12 protein-coding genes are annotated in these 21984 nt (G+C 63.8%); 2 read left to right on the top strand and 10 right to left on the bottom strand.

The window, feature by feature from the left end; genetic code table 11:
• Positions 1-22 precede the first annotated feature (22 nt).
• Both AACW30_RS06110 and AACW30_RS06105 read right to left on the bottom strand, forming a co-directional pair.
• On the bottom strand, positions 23-1447 hold the full coding sequence (locus tag AACW30_RS06110; protein WP_119742839.1) for an efflux transporter outer membrane subunit: 1425 nt from the start codon (positions 1445-1447) through the stop codon (positions 23-25).
• On the bottom strand, positions 1447-2241 hold the full coding sequence (locus AACW30_RS06105; RefSeq protein ID WP_106578919.1) for a helix-turn-helix transcriptional regulator: 795 nt from the start codon (positions 2239-2241) through the stop codon (positions 1447-1449). Before AACW30_RS06105 ends, AACW30_RS06110 begins: the two co-directional genes overlap by 1 nt.
• 490 nt (positions 2242-2731) lie before the next feature.
• On the opposite strand from AACW30_RS06105, the gene AACW30_RS06100 reads away from it, so the two are divergent.
• Positions 2732-9001 carry a non-ribosomal peptide synthetase gene (locus AACW30_RS06100; RefSeq protein ID WP_200624487.1) on the top strand — a complete coding sequence of 2090 codons (6270 nt, stop codon included), beginning with the start codon at positions 2732-2734 and terminating at the stop codon, positions 8999-9001.
• A 1199-nt stretch (positions 9002-10200) separates the two neighbouring features.
• Here AACW30_RS06100 and AACW30_RS06095 read toward each other — a convergent pair.
• Genes AACW30_RS06095 through AACW30_RS06065 form a run of 7 tightly spaced genes read right to left on the bottom strand, consistent with a single transcriptional unit; the run spans position 10201 to position 19034 of the window.
• Positions 10201-11370, bottom strand: coding sequence for an LLM class flavin-dependent oxidoreductase (locus AACW30_RS06095; RefSeq protein WP_200624486.1), 1170 nt, complete (start codon positions 11368-11370; stop codon positions 10201-10203).
• Entirely contained in the window at positions 11360-12325 is a 966-nt protein-coding gene (locus tag AACW30_RS06090; protein WP_124417977.1) for an LLM class flavin-dependent oxidoreductase, read from the bottom strand. The genes AACW30_RS06095 and AACW30_RS06090 overlap by 11 nt, the downstream gene beginning before the upstream one ends.
• Positions 12326-12341: 16 nt before the next feature.
• Positions 12342-13319: an LLM class flavin-dependent oxidoreductase gene (locus AACW30_RS06085; RefSeq protein WP_200624485.1), complete on the bottom strand. Its 978-nt coding sequence runs from the start codon at positions 13317-13319 to the stop codon at positions 12342-12344.
• Complete coding sequence (locus AACW30_RS06080) at positions 13316-14305, bottom strand: LLM class flavin-dependent oxidoreductase (protein WP_200624484.1); 990 nt, start codon at positions 14303-14305, stop codon at positions 13316-13318. The genes AACW30_RS06085 and AACW30_RS06080 overlap by 4 nt, the downstream gene beginning before the upstream one ends.
• The gene (locus tag AACW30_RS06075; protein ID WP_200624483.1) at positions 14302-15216 is read right to left on the bottom strand and encodes a 5'/3'-nucleotidase SurE; all 915 of its coding nucleotides are present in this window, start codon (positions 15214-15216) and stop codon (positions 14302-14304) included. Before AACW30_RS06075 ends, AACW30_RS06080 begins: the two co-directional genes overlap by 4 nt.
• Entirely contained in the window at positions 15213-16550 is a 1338-nt protein-coding gene (locus tag AACW30_RS06070; RefSeq protein ID WP_179677091.1) for an LLM class flavin-dependent oxidoreductase, read from the bottom strand. The genes AACW30_RS06075 and AACW30_RS06070 overlap by 4 nt, the downstream gene beginning before the upstream one ends.
• 57 nt (positions 16551-16607) lie before the next feature.
• Positions 16608-19034, bottom strand: coding sequence for a TonB-dependent receptor plug domain-containing protein (locus AACW30_RS06065; protein ID WP_106578911.1), 2427 nt, complete (start codon positions 19032-19034; stop codon positions 16608-16610).
• A gap of 307 nt (positions 19035-19341) precedes the next feature.
• Between AACW30_RS06065 and AACW30_RS06060 the strand changes: the two genes are divergently transcribed.
• Positions 19342-20334, top strand: coding sequence for a P1 family peptidase (locus AACW30_RS06060; RefSeq protein WP_200624482.1), 993 nt, complete (start codon positions 19342-19344; stop codon positions 20332-20334).
• Positions 20335-20401: 67 nt separating this feature from the next.
• Here AACW30_RS06060 and AACW30_RS06055 read toward each other — a convergent pair whose 3' ends face one another.
• Positions 20402-21748: a tetratricopeptide repeat protein gene (locus AACW30_RS06055; RefSeq protein WP_200624481.1), complete on the bottom strand. Its 1347-nt coding sequence runs from the start codon at positions 21746-21748 to the stop codon at positions 20402-20404.
• Between the last annotated feature and the right edge of the window lie 236 nt (positions 21749-21984).

Here is a 21984-nt window from a genome sequence, read left to right as displayed (position 1 = left end):
CTAGCCCACATCCAAACCCGCTTTATTTTGCCGTCGCCAGCACTGGCGTATCCCCCCACGCGCCCCCCAGCGCGGTATACAGATTCACCTCCGCCACCAACTGTGCCAGCCGGTCGACAATCAGCGCTTGTTGCGAACTGAACAACGAGCGCTGTGCATCAAGAAACGTCAGGTTGCTGTCCACGCCGCTGCGGTAACGGTGTTGGGCCAGGTCGTAATAGGCCTGGTTGGCCGCGACGAAATCGCGTTGTGCATCCAGCTGGTCATTAAAGGTCTGGCGGGCGGCGAGGCCGTCGGCGACTTCCTGAAAAGCCGTCTGGATCGACTTTTCATACTGGGCCACGGTGATGTCCTTTTGCAGTTTTGCGTAGTCGAGACTCGCGCGCAGGCTGCCGGCGTTGAAAATCGGCAGGTTGATCTGCGGCTGGAAAGTCCAGGTGCCCGAGCCGCCCTTGAACAACCCCGACAGCTGCGTGCTGGTGCTGCCGGCGTTGGCCGTGAGGGTCACGGATGGAAAGAACGCCGCGCGCGCCGCGCCGATATTGGCGTTGGCGGCCTGTAACTGATATTCGGCCTGGAGAATATCCGGGCGCCGTTGCAGCACGTCGGACGGCAGCCCTGCGGGCACGCGCGCCACCAGTTCATCGGCGAGCGGTCGCGCGGGCAAACGCTCATCCACCGGCGCGCCCACCAGCAGGGCGAGGTTGTTCAGGTCCTGGGCGACCTGGCGTTCATAACGGGCCACGCTCGCACGCGTGCTTTCCACTGCGGTGCGCGCTTGCACCACGTCCAGCGCCGAGGCCTTGCCCGCGCTTTTGCTGCGGCTGGTGAGCTGCCAGCTGTGGTCGTCGGCTTCCAGGGTTTGCTGGGCCAGGGCCAGCAGTTCCTGGTCGGCGCGCCAGGTCAGGTACGCATTGGCGACGTTGGCCACCAGGCTCAACTGCGCGCTGCGTCGTGCCTCTTCGGTGCCCAGGTACGTGAGCATCGCCTGTTCGCTGAGGCTGCGCACACGGCCGAACAAATCCAGTTCATAAGCGCTGAGCCCCAACGTGGCGGAATAATTGGAAGTAATCGCAGACTTGCCGGTGCCGGTCACATCGCCTGGCAACTTTTGGCGTTTGCCGGCGCCTGTGGCGGACAGGGCCGGGAACAGGTCCGCACGCTGGATGCGGTACTGCGCCTGGAACGCCTGCACATTCAGCGCCGCAACGCGCAGGTCGCGGTTGTTGAGCAGCGCATTGGCGATCAACTGCTGCAAGGCAGGGTCGTGGAACACATGCTGCCAGTCCTGTGTTATCGCCACGGTGCCCGATTGCGCCAGGCGGTAAACCCCGCTTTGCGGGTACTGCGCAGGCACAGGCGGCGCTGGCCGCTGGTACTCGGGGATCAGCGAGCAACCGCCGAGCATCCAGGCCATGCCTACCGTTGTGAGCATCGCTTTGTTCATCAGGCGCCAACCATCCATTTGGCCAGGCCATGTCGGCCACTGACGCCCAACTTGGCAGCGGCGCGTTTGAGGTAGGTTTCAATCGAGCTGTTTTTCACGCTGAGTTTTTCCGCCATTTGCGGCACGGTGCCGCCGGTCAACAGGCCCAGGCACACTTCCTGCTCACGCGCCGAGAGGGTGATATCGCTTAACGACAAACGCTTGTAGAACTCGCGCTGCAGCTGCGATTGCTCCAGCGGGTTGTGCGCCGGCTCGATCTCGGTGTGCGGTGCCTGGCGCAGGATCTGCGCGTGCCGTTCCATCAACGGCAGCAGGGTGTCCGACAGGCACTTGAGAAACGACAACTGCGCCAGCGAAAACCCTGGCTGGGTTGGCGGGCGATAGAACGAAATCACGCAGCGTCGATTGCCCTGGCGCGACACCAGGTTGCACTGGTGTGAGCTGCCGCGCGGGTGCGCACTGTTGGCCTTGGCCTTCATCTGAATCAGCAGCGGGTCCTGCATGCGCAGCATTTGCCGCAGCAGCGGGTGATCCTTGATGGGGTGCAGGGTCTGCGGCGCAGACAGGTCATTTTTAACGCCGGCGCTGCCCAGGAGCTTGATCTCGCGCACGCTGTCGCGCAGCTCGTCGAGCGTCCATTCACTGAGGTCCACCAGATGAATCGGCACCCACTTGTCCACGAGGTGCAACATGTTGGCGGCGAAGTGCTGGTGGCCACTGCTTGAAATCAACTCACCCATTTCGGCGTAGAAATGCGGGCTCTGTGTGTCGCCAATACTGCGGGTCAGACTCATAGCCATCTCATCCTTGATGTCGAAAACCGTCGACGGGGCGCCCTGGGTTTGTGAGGCGCGGTCCGTGCTCCTTGAACGTAATTCGGCGTTCGAGATTTTATTTAGCCATAGGGATTTGTCCTACGTATGCAGCGGAAACGAGGGACACAACCTGCCATAAAAACCACGTCATTAATTCGACGTTTCTGACGGCTTATTCCGCCCACGAAAAACTGCCTATCGTCTTTAGATTTAATTAAATTATTGATTTATATGGAAAATATAATTTTTTAAACGAACCCTTTAAGCATTGGTAGCGGCCACAAATAGCCAATTTCCTACAAACGTTTAATCGATTCAGCAATGAACCCTCAGCCAAGGCCGTTTTGCGCCTTTCTGATGTCCGGGTTTCGGGTGACAGACAGCCCCGAACCCCCATGCTCAAATCCGGCAATTTCGGCGAAATGGGCCCTCGCGCGGCCAGTGCCTGACCTCCCATGAGAAGGATCTTATGACGCATCTCACCCGCCAGCCGGCCAGCTTCCCCCTCACCGCTGCCCAACAGGACATCTGGCTCGACCAACTGCGTGTGGGCGACTCACCGCTGTACAACATCGGCGGCTATGTCGATTTTGCCGGGCCGGTGGTCCCCGATTTGATCCAGCGCGCGGTCGAGCGGCTGGTGGCCAAACACGATGCGTTGCGCACCCAGCTGCATAGCGACGACCAGGGTCTGCCTCGGCAAACCTTCGTCCCTGCCATGGCGGTGGAAGTGGGGCAGTACGATTTCTCTGCGCTGCCCGACCCGCAGGTCGCGACCCAGGCATTGATGCAGGCGCAAATGGCCCGCCCGTACGCCATGAGCGGTGAACCGCTGTTTCGGTTTTTCCTGGTCAAACTCGACGATGACCACTACCGTCTCGGTACCCAGGCTCACCACCTGATCCTCGACGGCTGGGGCTTTGGCCAGATGCTGCAATCCCTGGCTCGGCTGTACAGCGACCTGGAGCAAGGTCGGCAACCGGAGCCACTGGCGCCGTCCTATATCGACTTCATCGACACCGACCAGCGCTACTTGCAATCGGCGCGTTACGCCCGTGACCGCGCCTATTGGCTGGACAAATACCAGGTGCTGCCCGCGCCGCTGTTGACGCCTCGGCACAACGCGCAGGCGCCGAGCAATACGCTGGTGCAAGCGTTCCCGGTGGCGCTGCTCAACCGCATGGAACAAGTGGCCAACCGGTATCAGGCCTCGGCCTTTCATGTGTTGCTGGCGGCGATGTACGTGTATTTCACCCGCACCAGCCAACGCGATGAATGGGTGGTGGGGTTGCCGATCCTCAACCGCTCCAACGCGCGTTTTCGTTCTACCGTGGGTTTGTTCACCCAGGTGAGTGCGGTGCGTTTTCAGTTCAGCCAGCACTTGCCCTTCAGCGCCTTGGTGCGTGGCATACGTGACCAGCTCAAGCAGGATTTCCGTCATCAACGCTTCCCGTTGAGCGAGATGAACCGTGAGCTGGGCCTGCGGCGTACAGATCGCGGTCAGTTGTTCGACCTGTCGGTGTCCTTCGAGCAGGACGACCACGACCTGCGTTATGGTCAGGTCCAGGCCCGCGCGATCAAGGTTTCCAACCATCATGAGCCGCTGCCGATTGCTATCCACCTGCGCAGCAACCGTTACCAGGACACCGCGTGCCTGCATTGCGTGTACAACGAGGCGTATTTCCAGCACGACGACGTGAAAGCGATGGCGCAGCGCTTTACCTGGCTGCTGGAGCAGGGCCTGGAAGACACCGCGCTGATCGTGGGTGAGTTGTCCCTGGTCACGCCCGCCGAACAGGCCCAATTGCTGCGTTGGAATGCCACCGCACAACCCGCCACCGAGCCGCAAACCCTGCACGCGCGCATAGAAGCGCAAGCCGCACGCACGCCGCAGGCCATCGCGGCGGTGCACCAGGGCCGGCAACTGACCTACGCCCAGCTCGATCAACAGGCCAATGCGCTGGCCTGGCAGTTGCTCGAACACGGCGTGCAGCTGGACGATCGCGTGGCGATTGTGGCCCGGCGTGGCCTGGACACCTTGGTGGGATTGTTGGCGATCCTCAAATCCGGCGCCTGTTATGTGCCCGTGGACCCGGCCCATCCTGCCGAACGCCTGAACTACCTGTTGCACGACAGTGCGCCCGTGGCGGTGCTGACCCAGCAGGATTTGCTGCATCGCCTGCCTTTGCTGGACGTGCCGGTCATCCGCCTGGAGCACCCGGCCGGGCACCTGGGCGAGAGTCCGCGGGTCGCCGTCACGCCGTCGAACCTTGCCTATGTGATCTACACCTCCGGCTCCACCGGGCAGCCCAAGGGCGTGATGGTCGAGCACCATACGGTGGCGAACCTGGTGGACTGGCATTGCCGGGCGTTCGACCTGCGCGCCGGCAGCCACACGGCCAGCGTGGCCGGCTTCGGGTTTGATGCGATGGCCTGGGAAGTCTGGCCGGCACTGTGTGTGGGCGCGACGCTGCACCTGCCGCCGGCACAGGATGACGCGCAGGACGTCGATGCATTGCTCAGTTGGTGGCGCGCGCAGCCGTTGCAGGTGTGCTTTTTGCCGACGCCGGTGGCCGAGTACGCCTTCAGTCAGCGCCTGGAACACCCTACATTGCGTACATTGCTGATCGGCGGCGACCGTCTGCGCTCGTTCAGCCGAACGCAGACCTTCGACGTGATCAACAACTACGGCCCCACCGAAGCCACGGTGGTCGCCACCTCCGGGCGTGTCGAAGTGGGCGGGCCGCTGCATATCGGCGCACCGATCGCCAACGCCTGCGTTTACTTGCTTGATGAGCAGCAACGCCCGGTGCCCATCGGTGTGGCGGGGGAGTTGTACGTCGGCGGCAAGGGCGTGGCGCGCGGGTATCTCAACCGTCCGGAACTGACCGGCGAACGCTTTCTCGATGACCCCTTCAGCAACGGCCGGATGTACCGCACTGGCGACCTGGCCCGTTGGCTGCCCGACGGCAATCTCGAGTACCTGGGCCGCAATGACGATCAGGTGAAAATCCGCGGCGTGCGTATCGAGCTGGGGGAAATCGAATCTGCGCTGGCCACGCACCCGGCCGTCATGGAAGCCGCCGTGCTGTTTCGTGAGGGGCAATTGCTGGCGTGGTATGTCGAACGCGCCAGCGTCACTGTCGAATCGCTGCGTGCCCATCTGCAAGCCTCGTTGCCTGACTACATGCTGCCGGCGGCCTACGTGAAGCTGGCGGCTTTCCCGCTCACCGCCAACGGCAAGCTCGACCGCAAGGCCTTGCCGGCGCCCACACAAGCGGCTTTCGTGACGCGGTTGTTTGAGGCGCCACGCGAAGGCGTGGAAACCACCCTGGCGCAGATCTGGACGCAATTGCTGCACGTGCAGCAGGTAGGGCGCCATGATCATTTCTTCGAGTTGGGCGGGCACTCGCTGCTGGCGGTGCAACTGGTGCAACGCATGCGTGATGCCGGGTTGCGCGCCGACGTGCAGGTATTGTTCGGCCAGCCCACCCTGGCAGCGTTGGCGGCGGCCAGTGCCGGCAGCGACAAACAGGTGCCGGCTAACCGCATCCCGTCGGGTTGCACGCACATCACGCCAGACATGCTCGCACTGGCCGACCTGGATCAGCCCGGCATTGATCGCATCGTCGCCGGCATTCCCGGAGGGGCGGCCAATGTGCAGGAAATCTACCCGCTGGCGCCGTTGCAGGAGGGCTTGCTTTACCACCACCTCACCGACGAGCGCGACCCCTACCAGCAACATGCGCTGTTCAGTTTCGCCAGTCGCGCGCAGCTCGACGCGTTTGCCCAGGCGTTGCAACAGGTGATCAACCGTCACGATATCCTGCGTACCAGCCTGGTTTGGGATGCCCTGGACCAGCCCATGCAAGTGGTGTGGCGCGATGCACAATTGCGGGTTCAACCCCTGCGCGAACAACATCAGCCACTGGACTTGCGCCAGGCGCCGCTGATGGCCCTGGATTACGCCGAAGAACCGCACAACCGGCGCTGGGTTGCCAAACTGCGTTTCCATCACCTGGTCAACGACGCCACCTCAACCACTGTGCTGGTGGACGAAATTCGCGCGCACCTGCTTGGGGAGCAGGCGCAACTGCCGGTGCCGGTGCCGTATCGCAATGTGGTCGCACAGACCCGGGCGCCGGAACGACAGGCCGCCCACGAGGCGTTCTTCCGCGAGCGCCTGGCGGATGTCGACGAGCCGACCCTGGCGTTCGGCTTGCAGGAGCGGCAGGCGGACCGCGCTGAAATCGAGGAGTCCGAACAACCCCTCGGCGACGTGCTCAACCAACGCCTGCGGGCCCAGGCGCGTGCCCTTGGCGTCAGCGCTGCCAGCCTGTTTCATCTGGCCTGGGCGCACGTGCTCAGCCGTGTCGCGGGCCGCGATGACGTGGTGTTCGGCACCGTGCTGCTCGGCCGTCTGCAAGCCGGCGAAGGCGCTGATCGCGCGCTGGGCATGTTCATCAATACCTTGCCGTTGCGCGTGCGCCTGGCCGGGCAAACCGTGCTCGATGCGCTCAACGACACCCACACCCAGCTCAGCGCGTTATTGGCCCATGAACAGGCTTCGCTCGCATTGGCCCAGCGTTGCAGCAGTGCGTCGCCGCTGTTCAACAGCCTGCTCAACTACCGTCACACCGACGCCGACCCACGCCTGAACCTGGTGCCGGGCATTGCGTTGCTCAGCAGTGAAGATATCGTCAGTTACCCGTTGATGCTCACCGTTGACGACGTTGCCAGCGGCTTTCGGCTCAAGGCCAAGGCGCCGCGCAAGGTTGGCGCCGAGCGACTGTTGGCGTACCTCGACACGACCCTGCATGGCCTGGCCCATGCCCTTGAACACGCACCGGCCACGCCATTGCGCACGGTGCCGGTGCTGCCTGCCAGCGAGCTGCACCGGCTGTTGGTGGACCTTAACGCCACTGAAACCGACTACCCCGAAACCCTTACCGTGCAGGCGCTGTTTGAAGCCCACGCGCGGCACATTCCCCATGCCATTGCGGTACAGGCCGGCGAACTGCAACTGACCTACCGCGAGCTTAATGAGCGCGCGAATCAGCTGGCCTTTCACCTGCGTGAACGCGGGGTTGAGCCGGATTCGCGGGTGGCGCTGTGTGTCGAACGCGGGCTGGACCTGGTGGTGGGTTTGCTGGCGATTCTCAAGGCGGGCGGCGCCTATGTGCCGCTCGACCCTGGCTATCCGCGCGAGCGCCTGGCCTACATGCTCAACGACAGCCAACCGGTGGCCCTGCTAGTGCACGCCGCCACCCGCGACGTGCCGGGCGCGGTGTCTGTCCCGGTGATCGACTTTGACCAGAACGCCTGGAGCCAGGCGCCCATCGGCAATCCGTCGGTGCCCGGCTTGAGCGTCGCCAACCTGGCCTACGTGATGTACACCTCGGGCTCCACCGGCACGCCCAAAGGCGTGATGATCGAACATCGCGGCCTGGGCAACCTGATGCACTGGGGCTCCCGGCTGTGCCCGAATGCCGAAGGCGGCGCGTTGTTGCAACGTGCGCCGTTCAGTTTCGACGGCTCGGTGTGGGAGTTGTTCTGGCCGCTGGCCAACGGCATGCGCCTGGTCCTTGCGCGGCCCGACGGCCACCGTGAACCGGCTTATCTGGCGCAAGTGATCCGCGAGCAGCAGATCACGGTAATCAAGTTCGTGCCGGCAATGTTGCAGCAGTTTCTCGAGCTGGAAGAGTCGGCGTTGTGCACCAGCCTCACCGACGTGCTCTGCGGCGGCGGCGAACTCACCGAAGCCCTGGCCCGTGGCGTGCAGGCGCGCTTGCCCAAGGTGCGTTTGCATAACGTCTACGGGCCCACCGAAGCCACGGTGGACAGCAGCGCGTGGACGTTGGAACCCGGCGATCCGGTGCCGGCCTTGCAGTTGCCGATTGGCCGTGCGATCAACAACACGCGCCTGTATGTGCTCGACGAACACGATGCGCCGGTGCCGTTGGGCGTCAGCGGCCAGTTGCATATCGGCGGCGTTGGCGTAGCGCGGGGTTATCTGGGGCTGGAGCAGATGACGGCCGAGCGCTTTATCGACAGCCCGTTCGTGGCGGGTGACCGGCTGTACCGCACGGGCGATCTGGTGCGTTACTTGCCGGACGGTAATCTGGAATTTCTGGGGCGCAATGACTTTCAGGTCAAGCTGCGCGGGGTGCGCCTGGAGCTGGGGGAGATCGAGTCACGTCTGGCGGCGCATCCGGCGTTGCGCGAAGTGGCGGTGCTGATTCGCGATGAGCGGCTGGTGGCCTACTTCACCCTGCGCGCTCAGGCGCCGAGCCTGGAGGCCTTGCGTGCGTATGTGCTGGAGCAATTGCCGGAGTACATGGTGCCGGCGGCTTTTGTGCAGCTTGAGGTATTGCCGCTTAATCCTGCCGGTAAGCTTGATCGCAAGGCGCTGCCTGAGCCGGGGTTGGAGGCGGTGGTCAGCCGTGCGTATGAAGCGCCGGTTGGTGAGGTGGAAACCTTGATGGCGGGGATTTGGGCGCAGGTCTTGAAGTTGGAGCGGGTAGGGCGGCATGACCATTTCTTCGAGCTGGGCGGGCATTCGTTGCTGGCGGTGAGTTTGGTGGCGCGTATGCGCAAGGCGGGGTTGGATGTGGATGCGCGGATGTTGTTCAGTCAGCCGACCTTGGCGCAGCTTGCAGCCTGCACTGCGACACGGGTGGAGGGTGTGGATGTTGTGCAGACGGCTATTCCGCAGCTTGGTCGGCGTCGGCGGATTTGAGTGGGGGGGGCTTTTGGGGGGAGTACATATCCGTTGCTGCGGTAACGGCGGCTGGCGGTTCCGCTCTTACAGCGGGTCACTTTTGGCAAACGCCCGGAATGCCGGCCCAGCCAAAAGTAACCAAAAGGTCTTTGCCCCACCACTCGGCACCTCGCCCAGGCTCGGTGTGCCCTCACTCCGGCTTGAATCCGTGGGCCGCCGCGACGGGCCATCCATGGCCCAACGCGGCTAACCCGGCGTCCTGCCGGGTTACCCACGGATTCAAGCCTGCGTTCGGCCAGCGTGGTTGACGGGGCCTGTCAGATCAAAGTCAAAAGCAGATCAAGAGCAGAGCACGGCGGCCTAGTAGCCGACCTGAGTGGTTGAAGCAAAAGCGGATCAAAAGCACAGCAACACACGTCTATCTGATGCACAGAGTTCTAAATGTGGGAGCGGGCTTGCTCGCGAATGCGGTGGGTCAGTCAACTCATGTGTCACTGACACACCGCCTTCGCGAGCAAGCCCGCTCCCACAAGTTGACCGAGTGCAGCCGCCAGCACTGCACCGCTCTGCTTTTGCTTTTCTGTGGGAGCTGGCTTGCCTGCGATGCAGACACCTCGGTGCGTCAGGCATAACCAGTAGATACCACCGCAGGCAAGCCCGCTCCCACAATTTGACCGAGTCCCGCCTCCAGCACCGCACTGCTTTGTTTTTCTGTGGGAGCTGGCTTGCCTGCGATGCAGACACCTCGGTGTATCAGGCATAACCAGTAGATGCCATCGCAGGCAAGCCAGCTCCCACATTGAATTGGGTTCAGCCTTCAAGATCAGGCCGGCTGTCAGGCCGCCTCGGCTTTGCTTTTGCTTCTACCACTCAGGTCGGCTACTAGGCCGCCGTGCTCTGCTTTTGATCTTGATCTGCCTTTGACTTTGATCTTAGGCGCCCCGTTAAACCACGCTGGCCGAACGCAGGCTTGAATCCGTGGGTAACCCGGCAGGACGCCGGGTTAGCCGTGTTGGGCCATGGATGGCCCGTCACGGCGGCCCACGGATTCAAGCCTTCGTTCGGGCACACCGAGCCTAGGCGAGGTGCCGAGTGGTGGGGCAAGAGCCCTTTGGTTACTTTGGGGCTTTTCCAAAGTGACCCGCCGTAAGGGCGGAACCAAAAGCAGCCATCACCCAAATAACGGATATGCCCCCAATCACCCCAGCTCAGCCAACTCATAAACTCACTGACCCACCACCAGGCCCAACAAGCCCGACACCACTGCCCCCCCGAGCCGCACCAATCTTGCGTAACAGTGGCACCACCTGCGCCCCCACATGAATCGCCTCTTCCAAATGAGGAAAACCAGACAAGATAAAACTGTCTACCCCCAGTTGGTGATACTCCTCGATCCGCTCCGCCACCCGCGCATAGCTCCCCACCAACGCCGTGCCCGCACCCCCGCGTACCAAACCCACGCCCGCCCACAGGTTGGCCGACACCTCCAGCTCCCGCGCACCGCGGCCACGGCCTTGCATCAACTGCGTCTGGCGGCTCTGGCCGACAGACTCATAGGCGGCCATCTGCCGTTGCGCCTGGTCGATCGCGTCCTTGGGGATCTCCTCCAGCAACCGCTCAACATGCGCCCACGCCTGCTCATCGGTGGGCGCGGCGAACACATGCAGGCGCAGCCCGAAGCGCAGCGTGCGGCCCTGAGCGGCGGCCAGATCGCGCATGCGCTGGATGCGTTCGGCGATCATCACCGGCGGTTCGCACCACATCAAATAGGTTTGCCCATGGGCCGCGCCGACGCGTTCGGCGGCTTCGGAGGCGCCGCCGAAATAGATGGGCGGCACCACAGCGCCGGGCGCGATCGGCGTGTGGGTGCCGCTGCGGTAATAACGTCCGGGATGCGCCGAAGGCTGGCCGGCCCAGACAGCCTGGAATTGCTGCAGGAATTCAGCGGTGCGCGCATAGCGTTCGTCGTGTTCGAGAAAGTCGCCCAGCGAGCGCTGCTCGAAACGGCTGGAGCCGGTCACCACATGCAAGGCCAGGCGATTCTCGCTGAGCAATTGCAAAGTGGCGGCGCGGTGGGCGGTGTAGGCCGGCAATTCGGTGCCGGGCCGCAAGGTGAGCAGGAAGTTCAGGCGGCGCACTTCCTGGGCCAGCACGGCGGTGATCAGCCACGGGTCTTCGAAGCCGCTGGCGGTGGGCACCATGATGCCGTCAAAACCGGCCTGTTCGGTGGCGCGTACGATCTGGCGCAGGTAGTCCAGCGTCGGTGCGCGTTCGCCTTGCTGGAACAACCCGACCTTGGGCAGGCCGCTGCTGGTGAGGTGGCGGCCGTCGCCGTTGGTGGGCAGGAACCAGTCCAGCTGGATCGGTGGGCGTACATCATTGCTCATCGTGCAAGCGCTCCTTGCGCAAAAGGGGGACCACCTGTTCGCCAAAACGCAGTACTTCGCTGACCGCCGGGCCGCCTTCCAGGATCAGGTGGCTCAGGCCCAGCCCGTGCAGTTCCTGCAGGCGCGTGGCGACCTGTTGCGGGGTGCCGACCAGGATCAGCGGTTGCCCGGGCTGCAGTTGCAGCAAATTCGGGTGCACTTCCCATTGGCGCAACGGGTGGCGGGCACGGGGCAGGGTGGCCAGCGGTTCATCCGGCAGGTCCGGCACGGGCAGCAAGGTGGCAGCGGTTTCCCAGGCCAGGTCTTCGCTGTCGCCGAGAATCAGGCCGAAGGTGCAGGCAAACTCAAGGTCCGGTTGGCTCTGCCGCCAACCCTGTATTTGCTGGGCCAGCCAATGCGGATGCCCAGGCGCCAGCAGGCAGGTCTGGGCATGCGCGGCCACCAGCGTATGGCTCTGGCTGTCGTCCAGCACCAGCGCAGGCGCGGGCAACTCGCGGCGGGCGACGCCGGCGTTTTCCAGCTGGAAATACCGGCCTTGATAGTCCAGACCGCCGTTATTGGCTGTGAGCAGTTGCTGGAGGATGTCCAGGTATTCGCCGATGCGCTCGCTGCGCTGGTCGCGGTTGAGCCATTCGCCGAACGCGCTGCGCTCAGCGTTTGGCAGGTGCAGTTGCACGCGATGGCCGCTGATCGATTGCAAACTCTGCAGGGTGGTTGCCAGTGCTGCCGGCAGCATTACCTCTGGCGGCACGCTCACCGACAACTGCACCCGCCGCGTGTGCGCGCACAACGCTGCCGCCACACCCAGGCTGTCGGCGCACAAGGCACCCCCGGGTATCCACAGGCCATCGAGCCCGGCGTATTCAACCGCTTGGGCCAACTGAATCCATTGCCCCGGCCGCGCCGCCCAATCGGGCGTACACAGGGGCATCAGCCAGCTGAATTGAAGGGGCATTGGTGCGCTCCATTCTTCATCGTTTTTGCCAACCCAGCGCCGGGGCGATGTCCTTGGCGATGATTTCCAGGCGCTTGAGGATCTGCGCCTGGGTCGAGCTTTCGGCCTGGACCACGGCGATCACGTAATCAGCATAAGGCAGCAGCGACGGGTCGTGCTGCAAGCTTTCGATCACTTCATCGGGATGGCCGTGGTGCACGTTCATCAGGCGCAGGTGTTCCTGCAGGTCCAGCGCCTCGTTGATCAGGCCTTCGCGTTGCAGGCGCGGGATGTGCCGCTCGATGTCCACCGCCAGTTCAGCCTGGGAGCTGGCGCGGCTGTCGGCCGGGAAGATCGCGCGGACCACGCCAATGCGCGGCGCGCGCTCAGCGTGCGACCAGGCGTGCAGGTAGGCATCGGCCAGCGGTTTTTGCACCGTGAGTGGGTCATGTGTGGCGGTGCCCAGCAGCAGGCCGTTGCCTTGCTGGGCGGTGTAGAGGGCGCCGTCGAGGCTGGCGTGGGAATGCCACAGTCGCGCACTCAAGCCGGGCGCGGGCGGTTGCAAGGTCAGTTCGCCGCTCAGTGGTTGGCCTTGCAGCAGATGCTGCAGGCGCTGCTGACGCTCGGCGAAATCCGCCTGGCGCCGGCTCGGGTCACGGTCGAAGGCGCTGAAGTTGTCGAGGTTGGCGCCGCCGCTGCCCAGGCCCAACTGCACGCGACCGCCGCTCAAGGCGTCGAGCACGCTGGCGTCTTCGGCCAGGCGGATCGGGTCTTCGAACGGCAACACAATCACCCCGGTGCCCAGTTCGATCTGTCGCGTGCGCTCGGCCACCGCCGCCAGCAACACCAAGGGTGAAGGCAAGCGGCCGAAGCCATTGCTCAGGTGGTGCTGGGCAATCCAGCCGCCGTCGAAGCCCAGCGCTTCGGCGACTTCAAACTGCTCGATCAGGTCGCGGTAGACCTGTTGTGGATCCTCACCAAAGGCGTGGCTGAGAAAGCCCAGTTTAAAACTCATGACAGGTTTCCTGTGGCCAGGGTCGGTCGCCAGCCAAGGGCCGGGGCGATGTGTTCGCGGATGATTTCCAGAGCGCGCAGGGCATCGCGCAACGGCGTGCTGACGGTCTGCACTTGCAGGATCAACTGGTCGTGGGCGCTCAACGTCGGGCCTTGCTGCAGCTGTTCGATAATCTGCGCCACCGGGCCGTGCAGCACGCCGAGGCGCTTGAGGGTGGTGTCGAAGTCGGCGTCAATCTCGCCCTTGAACACACCGATACTTTGCTGGCGCTGCACATAGGCGAGGATGTCGCGGCGCGTGGCCTCATCGGGCGCAGGGAATAATGCCTGCACCCGTGCGATGCGCGCCGGTGTGCCGTTGTCGCCGGTCCAGGCGTTGCGGTAGCGCGTCACCAGTGCTGCACCGGCGTGCGCCGGCAGGTGCGGATTGGGCGCCATGATCAGCCCGTGACCGCGCTCGGCGACCAATTCCACCCGCGACGTGGCTTCCCACAGCCGGTGGCTCAAGCCGTGGGCGCGCGGCAGCAGGCGTGAACCGCTGTCGGTCAACGGCGCGTTGCCCAACGCATTAAGCAGCTGTTGCAGGTGCTGCTCGTAGTCGCGATGGCGGGCTTCATGCGCGCGGCCAAAAGCGACAAACGTCTCAGGATCAAAGCCGGCGCCAAGGCCTAATTCCAGACGGCCGTGGCTGAGTAAATCGAGCACCGCCGCATCTTCCGCCAACCGCAACGGCGCCTCCTGGGGCAACACGATAATGCCGCTGCCGAGGCTGATGCGCCGCGTGCGCTGGGCGATGGCGGCGAGCAACACCAGCGGCGAGGGCAGGCGCCCGTTTTCGCTGGCGAAATGGTGCTGCGCCACCCAGCCGCTGTCGAAGCCCAACTCTTCGGCAACCCTGAACAGTTCCAGCGTGTCGCGGTACACCTTGGGATCAGCGCTGGGGCTATAGACCCGACTCAGAAATCCCAGGGAAAAGCCTGCGCTCATGGTTTCATCTCCTGGGCCAATTGCTTTTGCAGCACGGGGCCAGCGCTGATCGACTCCGCAAGGCCGCTGAACGGGCTGATGGTCAGGTAGCCCTTGTTCAGCCACACCGCCTCATCGTTTTGCTGTGCAGCGCTGGCGGCGGAGCTGTACTGGAAGCCGATGCCCGGCTTGCCTGGCAGGTTGAATTGCTTGAGGTCGTCGGTGTACAGCGCTTCAAAACCCACATAGCTGCCGATGCGAGTGAGCTTCACGCCTTTGATCTGCGAGTCTTTGGGCAGGTTGATGTTCAGGCCCAGCCCTTTGGGCAGCAGCGCGCCGTCCGGCTGGCGATGTTGATCGAGGGCGTGCACCAGCTTCACGATCAACTGCGCGGCGCGTTGCGGATCGGCCTCTTTCAAGTCGGTACTCACCGCCAGCGCCGGCACTCCGGCCTGCAGCGCCACACTTGCGGCATTGAACGTGCCCGAGGCCATGTTGATCGCCCCCAGGTTGTTGCCGGGGTTGGGGCCGACGATGACTAGATCAGGGTGTGGCAGGATTTTATTCAGGCCCAGCAGCACCGCCATCACGGGCGTGCCACTGATCTGGATCTGCACCGCTTTACCGGCGCACTCGGCGCTCTGGCACAGGCCTTTTTCATGGGTGCTGATGAAGTAGCTGTCCGGGTAGGCCGGGTCGCTGTCGTGGCCGACGCTGACTTCGCGACCAAAAAAGAACGCGCCGCCACGCGCACTCTGGTCGCTTTGCGGCGCGGCAACTTTCACGTTGTGCCCCGCAGCCTTGAGTGCGGTGTACAGCGCGCGAATGTTCGGGTGCTGATAACCGTCGTCATTGCTCAGCAAGATGTTCAGGGCAAACGCCTTGGAGGCGATCAGGCTACCGACTGCCAGCATCCATGCGCTGCGCTTCATGCGGGGGCTCCTTGGGTAAAGCGGTTGGCCGGGCGTGGCAGGCCGAGGTTTTCGCGCAAGGTGCTGCCTTCGTATTCATGACGGAACAGCCCGCGCGCCTGCAGCAGCGGGATCACGCGTTCGACAAACAGCTCGATGGAACCGGGAAAATACGGGAAGAACACATTGAAGCCGTCGCAGGCGCGCGCCTGGAACCACGCCTGGAAATGGTCCGCCACATCCGTGGCGGTGCCGATCACCGGGTTGCCGCCGGCCAGGCGCAGGTACAGCTGGCGAATGCTCAGGTTTTCGCTGCGCGCCAGTTCCAGCACCTTGTCGCGACGGCTGCCGCGTTGGCCTACCGGTGTGTCCGGCAGCGGGCCGTCGAGGTCATGGCCGGACAGGTCGATGTCATCGCCCAGGGTGTCGGCGAGCAGGCGCAGGCCCAGTACCGGGTCGATCAGTGCCTGGAACTCCTCGAACAAGGCTTGGGCCTGTTCGCGTGTGTCGGCGATAAACGGCGTGACGCCGGGCAGGATTTTCACGTGATCAGGGTCGCGGCCAAAGGCGGCGGCACGTTGCTTGATGTCCTGATAAAACGCCTGCGCACCTTCAATGTTGTGCGCGTGGGCAAAGATCAGCTCGGCCACGCGCGCCGCCAACTGCTTGCCGGGCTCCGACGCGCCGGCTTGTACCAGCACCGGATGGCCCTGCGGCGAGCGCGCCACGTTGAGCGGGCCACGCACGGCAAAATGCGCGCCGCGATGGTTGAGGGTGTGCAGTTTGGCCGGGTCGAAATACTCGCCGCTGGCTTTGTCGCGGGTGAAGGCGTCGTCGTCCCAGCTGTCCCACAGGCCCTTGACCACGTCGTGGAATTCTTCGGCGCGCTGGTAGCGGTCACCGTGGTCCACGTGGTTTTCGCGGCCGAAATTCCAGGCTTCATCGCGGACCACTGAGGTCACCAGGTTCCAGGCGGCGCGGCCTTTGGACAGGTGGTCCAGCGAGGCGAATTTGCGCGCGATATGGTACGGCTCGTTGTAGGTGGTGGTGGCCGTGGCGATCAGCCCGATAGTGTGGGTGACGGCAGCCAGGGCCGACATCAAGGTCAGTGGCTCAAAGTGCTCGGCGCGCGCAGTGCGGCTCAGCGCATCGTGATGATGGCCCCACAGCGCGACCACGTCGGCTATGAACAGTGCATCGAATTTACCGCGCTCGGCGGTCTGGGCGATGTGTTTGAAGTGCTCGAAATCCAGGCTGGCATCGGCCTGGGCCAGCGGGTGGCGCCAGGCGGCGACGTGGTGGCCGCTGTTGGCCAGAAACGCGCCCAGTTTGAGTTGATCGGTGCGAGGGGTCATGCACAGGCTCCCATTCAGGTCAGGCACGGAGCCGACGAACCGGCCCCATGCGCTGGGTTAGAAGTTGTAGGTCACGCCGGTGTACCAATAGCCGCCGGTGGTGCCGTAAGGCGAGAAGTTGCCATAGGGGAAACCGCCCGAGCTGCTGGCCAGGTCAGTGCGCTCCGGGTACTTGTTGAACAGGTTGTTGGCACCGGCATTCAAGGTCACGGCCTTGGTCAGGTGGTAGTCGATGTTCACGTCGGTGATCCACGCCGGCGAGAAGGTACGGTCGTAGATCTCGGCGGTACCGTACTGCGTGTACTCGCCGTAGCGGGTCAGGTTGAGCGCCACTTCCAGCTTGTCGTAGGTCCAGGTGGTGCCCAGCAGCAGCTTGGATTGCGGCAGGCCGTACTTGAGGTTGCCCTGGCGCTGACGGTCGTAGCCACCGTCCGGGCCGAGGGCTTGCGCGGCGACGGCGGAGGCGTGGATGTCGTCGATCTGCGTGGTGTTCCAGTTGAACCCGGCGGAGTATTTGAGGTTGCCGTAGGCGCCGATGTCCTGGCGATAATCGCCGACCAGATCGACGCCGCGGGTGGTGGTGTCCAGGGCGTTGGTGAAGTAGGTGACCGCCTGGTTCGGGTTCAGCCCGGCGGCGGCGAGAATGGCGCTGATCTGCGGGGTGCCGCCCAGGTAGCCGGTCTGGGCGATGCGGTCCTTGATCTTGATCTGGTACGCGTCGAGGGTGATGTTGGTGGCATCGGTGGGCTGCAGGGTCAGACCGAGGCTGAAGTTGGTCGACTTCTCGGGCTTGAGGTTGCTGGCGCCCAGCGCCTTGGCCACGTCGGAGTTCACCGCCACGTTGCGGTAGTCGAACAGTTGGCCGTTGACGCTGGTTTGCGAGGTGGCGCTGTAGATCTGCTGGGCCAGCGACGGCGCGCGGAACCCGGTGCTGAAGGTGCCGCGCACGGCCAGGATCGGCGTCAGCTGGTAACGGGTCGAGAACTTGCCGTTGGTGGTGGTGCCGGAGCCGTCGTTGTAATGCTCATAGCGACCGGCCAGGTCCACGTGCCATTTATCGGTGAAATCCTGTCCGACCTCGCCGTATCCCGCCAGGCTGATACGGCTTTTTTCGGCGGCATCGGCCGGTGTGGTACCGGCGCCGGAAATCGTTCCTGGTGGAATGATTGACCCGTCGGCGCCAGTGCCGAATGGCCCGCTGGCGTAAGAGGCGACGTCGCCCTTGCCGATTTTGTAGTCCTCGTAGCGCTGCTCCAGGCCCCAGGAGATTTGCGTCGGCTTGTACAGGCCAAGGTCAAAGGCGCGGGTCAGGTCGAGGTTGTTGGTCCATTGGCTGAAGGTCTTCACGCCGGTGTCCACCGAGGTCGGCGACGTCGGGCCGTAGCTCAGGTTGTAGGTGTCGGTCAGCGTGGCGCGCGCATGGTCCTGGCCGTAGGTGCTGGACAAGTCGTAGTCCCAACCGGCCGCCTGGCCTTTACCGCCGAACGCGACCTGGAAATCATCTTCGATAAAGCGCAGGTTGTCTTCGATGCCTTCCGGGTACGGGGTCTGGATGCCGTTGAACGACGGTGGCTGGTGGAACGCCAGGGGCTTTTCCGAATTGCGATGGGTGAAGGTCGAGAACGAGTACAGGGTCAGCGCGTCGGCCACCGGCAGCTCGGCGTTGTAACCCAGGCTGAAGTTTTTCGCCTCGGGCAGGCCGGTGCCGTAGTAGGTGTGGCGTTGGCTGGTGTTGCCGGCAGAGTCGGTGTACGGCGCGTCGTCGGAACGGTCCGAGATGTTCTGCTTTTTCACGTCCAGGGCCAGGTTGATAAAACCATCGTTGGGCAGGGCCAGGCCGACGTTACCGGTTTGACGCACGGTTTCACCGTCGCCGTTTTCGTAGTTCTGGCCGTAGCTGGTGGACAGGCTGCCACCGTGGTCGGTCTGCTTGAGCACGATGTTGACCACGCCGCCGATGGCGTCCGAGCCATATTGCGCCGAGGCGCCGTCGCGCAGGACTTCGACATGATCCACCAGGGCGGTGGGGATCATGTCCAGGTCCACTGGCTGCGAGCCGGAGTTGAGGTAAGTGCCATTGTTCAGCAGCGCGCTGTTGTGGCGGCGCTTGCCGTTGACCAGCACCAGCACTTGGTCGCCGTTGAGGCCACGCAGGCTGATCGGGCGCACCACCGAGGTGGAACCGAAGCCCGAGGAAGCCGGTTGGTTGAGGGACGGCAGCACCTTGCTCAGCGCACGGGTCAGGTCGCCCTGGCCGGTGGCCAACAGTTGCTTGGACGAAATCACATCCACCGGCGCCGGGCTTTCGGCCAGGGTGCGTGCCTGGCCACGGTTGCCGATCACGACGACCGTGTCCAAAGGGTTGTCACTGGCCGGCGCGTCGGCGGCCAGGGCCAGGCTGCTGTAGCTCGCGGCCTCGCACAGGGCGAGGAATAACAGGGTGTGGGCGAAGGCCTGGCGGCCTGCGGCGCGTGATGCATTCATGATGGGAAACACTCCAGTGGTTTTAAGGCGTTGGCCTTGATCGAGGTCGGCTTGTTGGGTTCAAGCTCTGGTGGAGGCAGGAGAGCAAAGGCTGTGCCATCTGAGAAAATCGTTTTAAAACAGCTGGTTGGAGTGATGTTGGCGCCTGTGTTGGTGTTTTTCTAACAGGCCAAAGGGCAGGGTGTTGGTTTTTGTGCAGGACACGCTCGCGCGGACCGCAATGCACGCCGTAACGCCGGGGTGTTGCTGCTTGGCACACCCCTTGCTCTCCCCACGCCATACCTGAACCCAAGGAAGTTTTTTCTGTATGCCTAGACCCGGCCCGCGCAATGCCCTTTCTGATATCCCAGGCCTCACGGTTGGCCACGCCACGGACCTGCACGTCGACACCGGGGTGACGGTGATCCGCCCCGATGGCTTCTGGACGGCCAGCATCGACATCCGCGGCGGCGGCCCCGGCGGGCGTGAAACAGCGGCCCTGGAGCCGGAAAACATGGTCGGCCAGCTGCACGCGCTGGTGTTTGCCGGCGGCTCGGTGTTCGGCCTCGGCGCGGCCGATGCGGTGGCGGCCAAACTGTCTCAGGACGAGGTTGGCCTGCATTTGAAACCCGGCGCGCCGGCGATTCCCATCGTGCCGGCGGCCGTGTTGCATGACCTGGCCAATGGCGGCGACAAGGCTTGGGGCCTGGAGCCGCCTTATCGGCGCCTGGGGTTTGAAGCGTTGGCGAATGCGGCTGAGGACTTCGAGCTGGGCTCGGTGGGTGCTGGCCGTGGCGCCATGGCGGGCGTGTTGAAAGGCGGGTTGGGCAGCGCCTCTCTGGACCTGGGCGATGGCTTGATCGTCGCGGCGCTGGTGGTCGCCAACCCGATTGGCTCGGTGTATATGCCCGATGGCGAAACCTTCTGGGCCTGGCCTTGGGAGGTGGAGGGCGAATTTGGCGGGCATCGGCCGCAAACCGAGATGGATTGCAGCGACCCGATGCCGGAGCTGTCGCGCCTGGACTCCATGGGCCGCTTGCAGGCCGGGGCCAATACCACACTGGTGGTGGTCGCCAGCACCGCGCGGCTGACCGTCGCCGAGTGCAAGCGTGTTGCAATCATGGCCCAGGACGGGATTGCCCGAGCCGTGCGGCCGGCGCATCTGCCGTTTGATGGGGACACGGTGTTTGCCTTGGCGTCGGCGGCGGTGGCATTGACCGACGGCCCACGGCGGCAGGTGGAGATTGGTTGTATTGGGGCAGCCGCCGCGGATTGCGTGGCGCGGGCGATTGCCAGGGGGGTATTTGCCGCTCGAAGCTGATTAACCAGTGAGCGCGCTCAAAGGTGCAAGCTGGCACGCCAGCTCGCACCTTTTTTAACGGTGTTTTTCAGCTGAAACGCAGCACTCGCGCCTGCGCTTTTGCTGCCTGCTCGGGTAGCCCCAACGCCTCATACACGCGCACCAAACTTCGGTTTGTCGGTACATCCCAGCCGTCATACCGGCGCCGTAATTCCAAGGTTTGCTGGGCAGTAAACCAATCACCTGTGCGCAACCGCGCATCCAGTTCGATCTGCGCAAACAAATCGCGCTGGGCATGACTGCCGCCAATCTCGTTCAGGCGCGGCAGGGCGATTGCCAGTTGCGCCAGGGCCTCGTGTACATGGCCTCGCGCATGCGCCAGTAAGCCGCGCGCCAGCGGCAATGTCACTTCGCCCCACACCGGTCGCGCCTCACTACTATGCTCGCGCAGCGCCGCCAGCAACCCATCCGCCTCGGGCTTGCCGGCCCGCGCCAACCCATACAGATATTGCACACTGAGAAACGGCTGCACCGTATCGCCCACCCGTTGTTGCAGGTACGGCGCCAATGCTTGCCAGCGCTCACCCACATCGATGCCCGCCAGCTCCATACGCGCCAGCAAGGACACGGCGCCGACCTGATCCTGCGAGTATTGCGGCAGGATGCCCCACACGTGGCGGTCGTAAATCTCCAGGACCTGCTGGTCATCCCCACGCGCGAGGTAAAACAGCGCCAGGTGCCACCAATTGTGCGTGTACATGAAGGAGTTCAGGCCGTCCCAGTGGTGCTTCACGCCTTGCAGAAAAGCCGTGCCTTCCTCGATACGGCCTTCGGTGAGCATCACATGGGCCAGGGCATGGTGGGCCCAAGGCTCGCTCGGTTGCAGGCGCAAGGCTTCGCGCGCGCTGGTTTGAGCCTCTTCGAGCAGATGGCATTGCTCATAGGCAAAAGCCAGCAGGCCGTGGCTGTGGGCGATGTCTGCGGCGCCGGCGGTGGCTTTGAGGCCGATGCGCAGCAGCGCCGGCCAGTTGCCGCGATTGAATTCCACATACTGGTTGAGCTTGGCGGCGAACAAGTCGCGCGGGTAGCGTTCCAGCAGGTGGTCGCTCAGGTGCAGGACTTGGTCGAGGTCGTCATTGATCCAGGCGTCCAGCACGGCTAGGTACAGCTGCGCGCGCGGGTGGTCGGTGTTCACGGCGGTGGCGCGTTGGCGGTAGTGGTTGGCCAGCGCCGGGCCTGCGGGGGACTCGATAAACATCAGCAACAAGCCGGCAAACGCATTGGCCAGCGCGGAGTCCGCGTTGGCGTCGGCGGTGGCCAGAATGCGCTCGGCGCGCGGCTGGTAACCGAGAAAGCCGCCGATGAAATCGTCCAGGCCCTGGCGGGTGGCAGCGTCGGTGGTGTCGATGGGGTTGCCCAGGTAATCCAGTGACATGAGGTTCGGCTCGTTGATGCAGATAACGGTGACAGGGGCAAACCTTGTGCCAGCTGACACCCTGGAATCCCTGTGGCAGCTGGCTTGCCTGCGCTAGCGCTGGTTCGGCCAACTCATCCGCCCTCCGGCCCACCGCAATCGCAGGCAAACCAGCTCCCACAAGTGAGCGGCGGTGCTGTTGCTTTTTGCACACTCGCGCAGGCCGCTGTGGTTTTTTCATCAGCTCGCCCGATTGC

It is taken from the genome of Pseudomonas sp. MF6747, assembly GCF_963890955.1.
GTDB lineage: Bacteria > Pseudomonadota > Gammaproteobacteria > Pseudomonadales > Pseudomonadaceae > Aquipseudomonas.
This window is presented reverse-complemented; position numbering and strand designations above follow the sequence as displayed.

Bases quoted from the DNA above. Each gene is read 5' to 3' on its own strand.
- AACW30_RS06110 (WP_119742839.1), bottom strand. From the start codon at position 1,447: ATGAACAAAGCGATGCTCACAACGGTAGGCATGGCCTGGATGCTCGGC.
- AACW30_RS06105 (WP_106578919.1), bottom strand. From the start codon at position 2,241: ATGAGTCTGACCCGCAGTATTGGCGACACACAGAGCCCGCATTTCTAC.
- AACW30_RS06100 (WP_200624487.1), top strand. From the start codon at position 2,732: ATGACGCATCTCACCCGCCAGCCGGCCAGCTTCCCCCTCACCGCTGCC.
- AACW30_RS06095 (WP_200624486.1), bottom strand. From the start codon at position 11,370: ATGAGCAATGATGTACGCCCACCGATCCAGCTGGACTGGTTCCTGCCC.
- AACW30_RS06090 (WP_124417977.1), bottom strand. From the start codon at position 12,325: ATGCCCCTTCAATTCAGCTGGCTGATGCCCCTGTGTACGCCCGATTGG.
- AACW30_RS06085 (WP_200624485.1), bottom strand. From the start codon at position 13,319: ATGAGTTTTAAACTGGGCTTTCTCAGCCACGCCTTTGGTGAGGATCCA.
- AACW30_RS06080 (WP_200624484.1), bottom strand. From the start codon at position 14,305: ATGAGCGCAGGCTTTTCCCTGGGATTTCTGAGTCGGGTCTATAGCCCC.
- AACW30_RS06075 (WP_200624483.1), bottom strand. From the start codon at position 15,216: ATGAAGCGCAGCGCATGGATGCTGGCAGTCGGTAGCCTGATCGCCTCC.
- AACW30_RS06070 (WP_179677091.1), bottom strand. From the start codon at position 16,550: ATGACCCCTCGCACCGATCAACTCAAACTGGGCGCGTTTCTGGCCAAC.
- AACW30_RS06065 (WP_106578911.1), bottom strand. From the start codon at position 19,034: ATGAATGCATCACGCGCCGCAGGCCGCCAGGCCTTCGCCCACACCCTG.
- AACW30_RS06060 (WP_200624482.1), top strand. From the start codon at position 19,342: ATGCCTAGACCCGGCCCGCGCAATGCCCTTTCTGATATCCCAGGCCTC.
- AACW30_RS06055 (WP_200624481.1), bottom strand. From the start codon at position 21,748: ATGTCACTGGATTACCTGGGCAACCCCATCGACACCACCGACGCTGCC.